The 6,000-nt window shown below is 54.5% G+C and carries 9 protein-coding genes; 5 read left to right on the top strand and 4 right to left on the bottom strand.

The features are described 5' to 3' along the window. Both DXY38_RS02485 and DXY38_RS02480 read left to right on the top strand, forming a co-directional pair. Positions 1-1,294 (top strand): carbohydrate porin (locus tag DXY38_RS02485; RefSeq protein ID WP_115070340.1); only part of this gene is annotated, 1,294 nt, incomplete at its 5' end. 85 nt (positions 1,295-1,379) lie between these two features. Then, positions 1,380-1,583 carry a hypothetical protein gene (locus DXY38_RS02480; protein WP_115070339.1) on the top strand — a complete coding sequence of 68 codons (204 nt, stop codon included), beginning with the start codon at positions 1,380-1,382 and terminating at the stop codon, positions 1,581-1,583. A gap of 5 nt (positions 1,584-1,588) precedes the next feature. Here DXY38_RS02480 and DXY38_RS02475 read toward each other — a convergent pair whose 3' ends face one another. Together DXY38_RS02475 and DXY38_RS14060 are read right to left on the bottom strand one after the other, a co-directional pair. Further along, positions 1,589-1,936 (bottom strand): glycine zipper 2TM domain-containing protein, encoded by a 348-nt coding sequence (locus DXY38_RS02475; RefSeq protein ID WP_115070338.1) that lies wholly within the window; start codon positions 1,934-1,936, stop codon positions 1,589-1,591. Further along, complete coding sequence (locus DXY38_RS14060) at positions 1,933-2,067, bottom strand: hypothetical protein (RefSeq protein WP_256359562.1); 135 nt, start codon at positions 2,065-2,067, stop codon at positions 1,933-1,935. Before DXY38_RS14060 ends, DXY38_RS02475 begins: the two co-directional genes overlap by 4 nt. Here DXY38_RS14060 and trmH point away from each other — a divergent pair. Next, entirely contained in the window at positions 2,066-2,755 is a 690-nt protein-coding gene (gene trmH / locus DXY38_RS02470; RefSeq protein ID WP_115070337.1) for a tRNA (guanosine(18)-2'-O)-methyltransferase TrmH, read from the top strand. The two genes, DXY38_RS14060 and trmH, sit on opposite strands and share 2 nt — an antisense overlap. 26 nt (positions 2,756-2,781) lie before the next feature. Here the strand turns inward: trmH and DXY38_RS02465 are convergent, their stop codons facing one another. Then, positions 2,782-3,042 carry a hypothetical protein gene (locus DXY38_RS02465; protein ID WP_115070336.1) on the bottom strand — a complete coding sequence of 87 codons (261 nt, stop codon included), beginning with the start codon at positions 3,040-3,042 and terminating at the stop codon, positions 2,782-2,784. Positions 3,043-3,062: 20 nt separating this feature from the next. Further along, the gene (locus tag DXY38_RS02460; RefSeq protein WP_115070352.1) at positions 3,063-3,962 is read right to left on the bottom strand and encodes an ABC transporter permease; all 900 of its coding nucleotides are present in this window, start codon (positions 3,960-3,962) and stop codon (positions 3,063-3,065) included. A gap of 61 nt (positions 3,963-4,023) precedes the next feature. Between DXY38_RS02460 and DXY38_RS02455 the strand changes: the two genes are divergently transcribed. Then, on the top strand, positions 4,024-5,496 hold the full coding sequence (locus DXY38_RS02455; RefSeq protein WP_115070335.1) for a sensor histidine kinase KdpD: 1,473 nt from the start codon (positions 4,024-4,026) through the stop codon (positions 5,494-5,496). Then, complete coding sequence (locus DXY38_RS02450; RefSeq protein WP_170952827.1) at positions 5,496-5,873, top strand: hypothetical protein; 378 nt, start codon at positions 5,496-5,498, stop codon at positions 5,871-5,873. The genes DXY38_RS02455 and DXY38_RS02450 overlap by 1 nt, the downstream gene beginning before the upstream one ends. The last annotated feature ends 127 nt before the right edge of the window (positions 5,874-6,000 follow it).

Raw genomic sequence — 6,000 nt, 5'->3', positions numbered from 1 at the left:
GGAAGCAACGCAGTTCTCCACCACCACCAAACTGAAGGGTGTAGCCACCTTCGTGCTCGGCGCAAATCACTACTTCGGAAGCAACGGATTTGATACGTGGTCTGCCGCAAATGGCAACCGTATCAACGGTGCCACCACCTTCAATTACAACGTGAACTTGAGCGTTCAAACAAGCTTCACAGGAAAAGATTTATTGAATGTTCGATTGCGCGGAGCAAATTTCCAAAACAGTTCATTCGCTAATCAATACTTACTAAGCAATGTTCTTGCTGCAGCCTATCAAGAGCCAGCAGCTGCAAATATTATAGGAATCGATGCCCTTACGTATTCGTTTCCTATAGGCAAAAACATCAACATCGGCTTAGGGCCGATGGTCGCCCTAAGCGACCCAAACATGCTGGCGATCTGGCCAAGTGTTTACACCACCGAGCCCATCCTGATGGCCTTTGCTTTCGCTGGAGCTCCTGGTGCTTACAACTTCAATCCTCGCGGCGGATCCTTGGGAATCACACTAGACAACGTTTTAGGGAGGGACTGGCTGAAACTCAGTAGCAGCTACATTTCAGGAAACTCTGGTGTTAGCAACTCAACTCCAGGCGGAGACCTGTACACCTCATCCGGACGATATGGGCAATTTTATTCAAATTCTGGCGGCATAGGCACAGCTGCATCAAGCTCAACATGGACCAATCAAGTGGCCATCACTGGAGAACATCTACCATTGATTGGTGGAGGATGGGGATTAGCCGCTGTTTATGCCTACAGCCAAAATCTATCTCTGCCCAGCGGCACACCTTTAGCGGTAGAAATCTCACAGCCAAACGAAGACTATCCAACAAATAGTTCCAACAACATTGGATTGAGTGGGTATTGGCAACCAGAACAAAACGGATGGATCCCTTCGTTGAGCTTTGGCTATGGCTTCACCCAGCTGGAGCGCGCGCCATACCAACTCGCCAATAAACCCGAAGTTCAGTCATGGATGCTCGGCATGGAATGGAGAGATGCTTTCTATCAAGGGAACACGCTTGGTACCGCCATCGGCCAAATCCCCTACATCACGAATAGTGGTAGCAAAAAAACAAAAAACTCACTCACTTCTGAGCAAGTGCACGACTCGAATCTTCTCTGGGAGGCGTGGTATCGCTGGCAAATCACGGACAACATTGCCATCACTCCAGCAGTCTTCTACGGCTGGCAAGTAGGCGGCGAAGCGGGACGACAATCCGACAATGGAACCAACAAAACATTGAACAATCTTGGAGCAGTCATTAAAACAACTTTTCAATTTTGATTCGCAGCAAAAGAAAAGTGTGTTGCGAACACGATTCAACTACATTCCGAAAATCTCTTAAACATGCATTTAGTTTTTCTTCTTTATGACAACACAGGACAATGGTGATATACGGATTGATCTGTCCTTAAGCCCAGCAGATCTCCGACTTTTACTCGATGCAGTGTCTTACCGACTTGAACGTTGGCCAGGCGGGGAGCCCTATGAGCAAGAGGATCTGCAAAAAATGCAAACCCTCTTGCAAGCGGCGATTTTGGGAGCGAATTTTGGTTCTACCGGGGATCGCTGAGTGGATCAACCTCCATCCACTTGACATCCCAGCAGAGCTCCGGCGGCACCACCAACGGGAACACCCACCCAGCGGCCGTTGCCCCGTGACAAGGCGGCCCCAAGGCCAGCGCCCAATAAGCCGCCGATCACACTGCCTTCCAGGCAACTATTGGTGTCTTGATTGTTCACGTAGACATCACGATTGGAACCGACCCAAGGATCGCGAGCTGAACCGCCATACCGCTGATCGACATAGGCAGATTGAGCGTCATAGATATTTTTCGGCCTTGCAAAAGCAGGTGCAGTAGCAGCAGTAGCGGCAGCCGCCGCCGACATCAACATCAAAGCAACAGCGAACCCGGCGCGTTTCATGGAGTGAGAAGCAACAACTCCATCGTTCTGCAAACCAACGGGGAATCGATGACTGAACCAGCACCGTGATGCGTCTGGATGTGACCGAGAGCGGCATCCCATACCCTCAGGGATAGAGAACGATGCGCCATGCCCATCCTTCCCCGTCGTTTCGAGCGGTTGCGTGCGGTCTTAAACCAACGCATGGCCAACCTCACCGTTCTGGTCGAGCACGTGGACAAACCCCACAACCTCTCTGCGATCCTGCGCAGCTGCGATGCGGTTGGCGTGCTGGAAGCCCATGCCGTGAGCCTCAGTGGCCGCTCGCGCACCTACAACAGCACGGCCCAAGGCAGCCAACGCTGGGTGCCCCTGCATGACCACCCCAACATCGAGGCAGCCGTTCAAACCTTGAAAGACAGGGGCTTTCACCTGTATGGCACGAATCTGAGCGTGGATGCGGTGGATTACCGCGACTGCGACTTCACCGGTCCCAGCGCCTTTGTTTTAGGCGCAGAGAAATGGGGACTCAGCGAAAACGCCACCAAGCTGATGGACACGGACGTGTTCATCCCGATGCGCGGCATGGTGCAGTCGCTCAACGTATCGGTGGCCACCGCCACCCTGTTGTTTGAGGCACTGCGACAGCGTGAAGCGGCAGGACTTGCGCCCTCCGATGGGGAGGGAATCCCAGCAGAGAACTACGACGATCTGTTGTTCGAATGGGCCTATCCCGACGTTGCCCTGTGGTGCCGCGAACAAGAAAGGGCTTATCCAACCCTCAACGCGGAGGGGGAGATTCAGGAAGAGCTTCCACGCAACGCAAAACTGCGCTGCTAATCAAAATCTGACCTCGATCAGGACAATCAGAAGGGCATCAACATGTCTTTTCCAGCCTTGGAGCGAGCCGCCACAGGATGGTTGCGACGGGCGGCGGGCAAACGCAGGGCAAACACCAGCACCAGCACTTCCAGGAACAAACTGCGTCCGATGAACAGCACCACCAAGCCAAGGGTGATGGCCAGGATTTGCTCTAAAAGACCAATCACGTCATCGGGATTGCTGCGCCCCGCCAACCACAGGTAGGTCATCAGCCCAAGCAACATCAATGTGGCCCAGAGCGTCATGCGCAAGACACCAAGTGTTTTCAGTTTGCCGCGTCGCGCCCCGTACTGCTCACCCAAGACTCGAGTCCTTCACCAAGGAAGGACAAACCCAGCACCAGCACAAACATGGCCAATCCTGGGTAGAGGGCCGTCCACCAGATGCCCGTGGGCACCGCCGCAAGGGCCAAATTGAGATCACTCCCCCATTCCGGCACCGTTTCTGGCAGGCCCAGACCGAGAAAGCCCAAGCCTCCAAGCACCAACACCGCATCAGCAGCATTCAAGGTGAGCAAAACAGGCACTGACGTGATCACATTGCGGAACAGGTAGCGCCGCAGGATCCAGATGGGACCGGCCCCAAGGGTTTGTGCTGCCTCCACGAACAGCTCCGATTTCACCTGGGCCGTTTGATTGCGCACCACCCGGAAGTACTGGGGGATGTACACCACACACAATGCTGCTGCTGCATTGGGAATCCCTCGGCCCAGCAGAAACGCCAAGACCACAGACAGCAACAACACCGGCAAGGTGTAAAGGGTGTCCATGAGTAGAACCAGCACCCGGTCGACCCCGCCGCCCAGGTAGCCGCTGATCATGCCCACCGGCACTCCCACCACCAAGGCAAGAACAACGGCCAGCAGCACCACTTGAAGCGCCACACCACTCCCCTGCAGTGTGCGCACACACACATCGCGGCCGAGCCGATCGGTGCCACACCAATGCTGCGGAGACGGCGGTGCATAGATCGCATTGTCCAACCCGGCATTGGGATCCGGAAGGAAGCCAACGCTGATCAACACAGGCGTGAGCAGGGCAACAGCGATGTAGATCCCCACAATCACAAGCCCCCATCGGGCCATGCGAGCCGAGAGGGTGGGCCGTGCAATGCCTAAGGGAGAGACCGCAAAACTCAAGGCAAGAGAACGCGCTAGGGGTTTCATTCTCCCTGGTCCAGCTGCCAAAATCGCAAGAAGATAGGCATGAACGCTGAGGACCGATTTCGTGGCATCTGGGTCCAACTGGCGATCAAAACTTCTTGGCAGCCTTGAGGGCCAACTTCAGCTGGCCACCTACACCGCCGTGCTGATCGGATTTACAGGGGCCACCACAACAGGGCTTTGGCTGAGTAATCGCAATCAAATCCGCAACGGAGAAGCGGAATTGCAGGCCAATGCGGACCATCTGAACAACAACCTGGTGGCCCATCGGCACCTCGGCCAAGGCCATTCAGCCCGCGATTGGAGCCCAACGATTGAGGAGGAAGTGCGCCAGGAGCTACGCGATCACTCCAGCGTGCGCACCACCCTCTGGATTGAGCTGGCAGATGGACGCGTCGTGCTGCCAACGGTGGGCCCCATCGCCATCCCCCAAAAGATGATGAGAGCCACCATGCAGGCTCACAAACAGGATCCCAAAACTCGGCTGATCAGCGTTGAAGACGAGGATTACCTCACGTTGCTTGGCCGCTCCTATCCCACAGGGGAACGGCTTTGGAGTAGTGCCAAAGCGATTGACGCGGGCCGCATCCAAAACGAATTTTTGGGTTGGATGATCTTGATCGGGGTGGGATCGATGTTGCTCTCCCTGGTCACGATCACCGTGATGGTGAGACGGATCGTGAGGCCTCTGCTGCAACTCAGCGAACGCAGTGCCGCCCTCACCGCCGACACCCTCAATCAAGATCCGATTCCAGAGATGACGGCAGCACCGAAGGAAGTGCGCCAACTGGCAAGAACCTATTCCGACTTAATGGAACGGCTGGCCCTGTCCTGGAATGATCAGCGTCGCTTTGTGAGTGCCGTGAGCCACGAGTTGCGAACACCGCTCACCATTGTTCAGGGGTATCTGCACCGCACGATCAAGCGCAGCCAGGGGTTAAGCGACGATGAACGTCGCGGACTGAAAACCGCAGAAGAGGAAAGCATTCGCATGCGCATGCTTCTCGACGATCTCCTCGACCTTTCGCGAGGGGACTCCGGCCAATTGCAACTCAACCAAGAAGTGGTGGACCTTGGGCCATTGGTCGAGAAAGTGGCTGATCTCAGCCAAAGCAATCTCACCGATCGCAGGCTTGAAGTGCTCAACAACATTCCTGCTGATGAAAACAGTGAGGCTCTGGCTGACCCGGGTCGCCTCCAACAAGTTCTCTTGGATTTAATCGATAACGCTGCCAAATACTCCGCAGAAGGCTCTCTCATTTGGTTGCTTCTTCGTTCTCATCCAGATGGCATCGCCATCGATGTGAAAGACGAAGGAATCGGCATTCCAGAGAGTGATCTCCCCCATATTTTTAAGCGCTTTCATCGGGCTAAAAACAGCTCAGGCAGCAGCGGCACCGGTCTCGGGCTCTCTGTTGTCGCGCTCCTGATGTCTGCGATGGGCGGACAAGTGTGCGTTCAAAGCAAAGAAGGAGAGGGAAGCTGCTTCTCTGTCATCCTTCCAAAACCAGCATCAACAGCAAGTTCAGCCTCATGATGATCTATTACTTGGTGTTTTGTTCCCTGCTGATTCCCGTGAATTTATGGGCAGCGATTACTCCCCATCTTCATAGCGATCTGAGCATGCAAATCCTGCATGCGACGTCCACCCTGATCTTGCTGCCCTTGTTAGTGAGTCTCTGGACCCAACGCAAACGTCTCAATCATTTTATTAGCTTCATTTTGAGCACGTTCCTAAGCGTGATGGTGGTGATCAACACCTGGATTGCCTTCATGGGCATGGGGGTGCGCAACGGCTGGATTGATCATCTCTTTCTGGCCCTGGCGGCCACGAGCGTGGAAGCCTACTTCCTATGCATGCCTATACCTGCAGCTGAAAAGCTTGAACAAGCAGAAGGAATCGATGCAGCCTGATGCTGGTGTGAAAAGGCAAGACCTGCACTGGGCACATACCTAGAGTCGAGTAAATAGGCCTCAAAAAACTTGCAAACTCCAACCAATCAGCATTTGGTTGAGTTCATTCCTCGTAGGACTGGTGGTG

Source organism: Synechococcus sp. UW179B, from assembly GCF_900474245.1.
GTDB lineage: Bacteria > Cyanobacteriota > Cyanobacteriia > PCC-6307 > Cyanobiaceae > Synechococcus_C.
This window is presented reverse-complemented; position numbering and strand designations above follow the sequence as displayed.

Excerpts from the sequence above, each read along its gene's own strand:
- DXY38_RS02480 (WP_115070339.1), top strand. The coding sequence starts at position 1,380 with ATGACAACACAGGACAATGGTGATATACGGATTGATCTGTCCTTAAGC.
- DXY38_RS02475 (WP_115070338.1), bottom strand. The coding sequence starts at position 1,936 with ATGAAACGCGCCGGGTTCGCTGTTGCTTTGATGTTGATGTCGGCGGCG.
- trmH (WP_115070337.1), top strand. The coding sequence starts at position 2,066 with ATGCCCATCCTTCCCCGTCGTTTCGAGCGGTTGCGTGCGGTCTTAAAC.
- DXY38_RS14060 (WP_256359562.1), bottom strand. The coding sequence starts at position 2,067 with ATGGCGCATCGTTCTCTATCCCTGAGGGTATGGGATGCCGCTCTCGGT.
- DXY38_RS02465 (WP_115070336.1), bottom strand. The coding sequence starts at position 3,042 with ATGACGCTCTGGGCCACATTGATGTTGCTTGGGCTGATGACCTACCTG.
- DXY38_RS02460 (WP_115070352.1), bottom strand. The coding sequence starts at position 3,962 with ATGAAACCCCTAGCGCGTTCTCTTGCCTTGAGTTTTGCGGTCTCTCCC.
- DXY38_RS02450 (WP_170952827.1), top strand. The coding sequence starts at position 5,496 with ATGATCTATTACTTGGTGTTTTGTTCCCTGCTGATTCCCGTGAATTTA.